The sequence below is a fragment of the uncultured Virgibacillus sp. genome (assembly GCF_947495635.1).
Taxonomy (GTDB): Bacteria; Bacillota; Bacilli; order Bacillales; family Amphibacillaceae; genus Virgibacillus; species Virgibacillus salarius.
On the sequence record NZ_CANMAB010000265.1, the window covers coordinates 1 to 209 of the forward strand.

A 209-nucleotide genomic window follows, 5' to 3' on the forward strand; every position below is an offset into this window, starting at 1 on the left:
ATGGTGGAGGATGCAGGGCTCGAACCTGCGACCCCTTGCTTGTAAGGCAAGTGCTCTCCCAGCTGAGCTAATCCTCCGATGCACTATGTGCAACGCGTAAATAAATTGCGTTTTGAATTAAAAATTAAGTATAATGCCTGGCGGCGTCCTACTCTTGCAGGGGCAAAGCCCCAACTACCATCGGCGCTGGAGAGCTTAACTTCTGTGTT

General features: G+C 50.2%; 1 tRNA gene. It reads right to left on the bottom strand.

The window, feature by feature from the left end:
- Window position 1: 1 nt before the first annotated feature.
- A tRNA-Val gene (locus Q1A47_RS20790) sits at window positions 2–77 on the bottom strand.
- Window positions 78–209 lie beyond the last annotated feature (132 nt).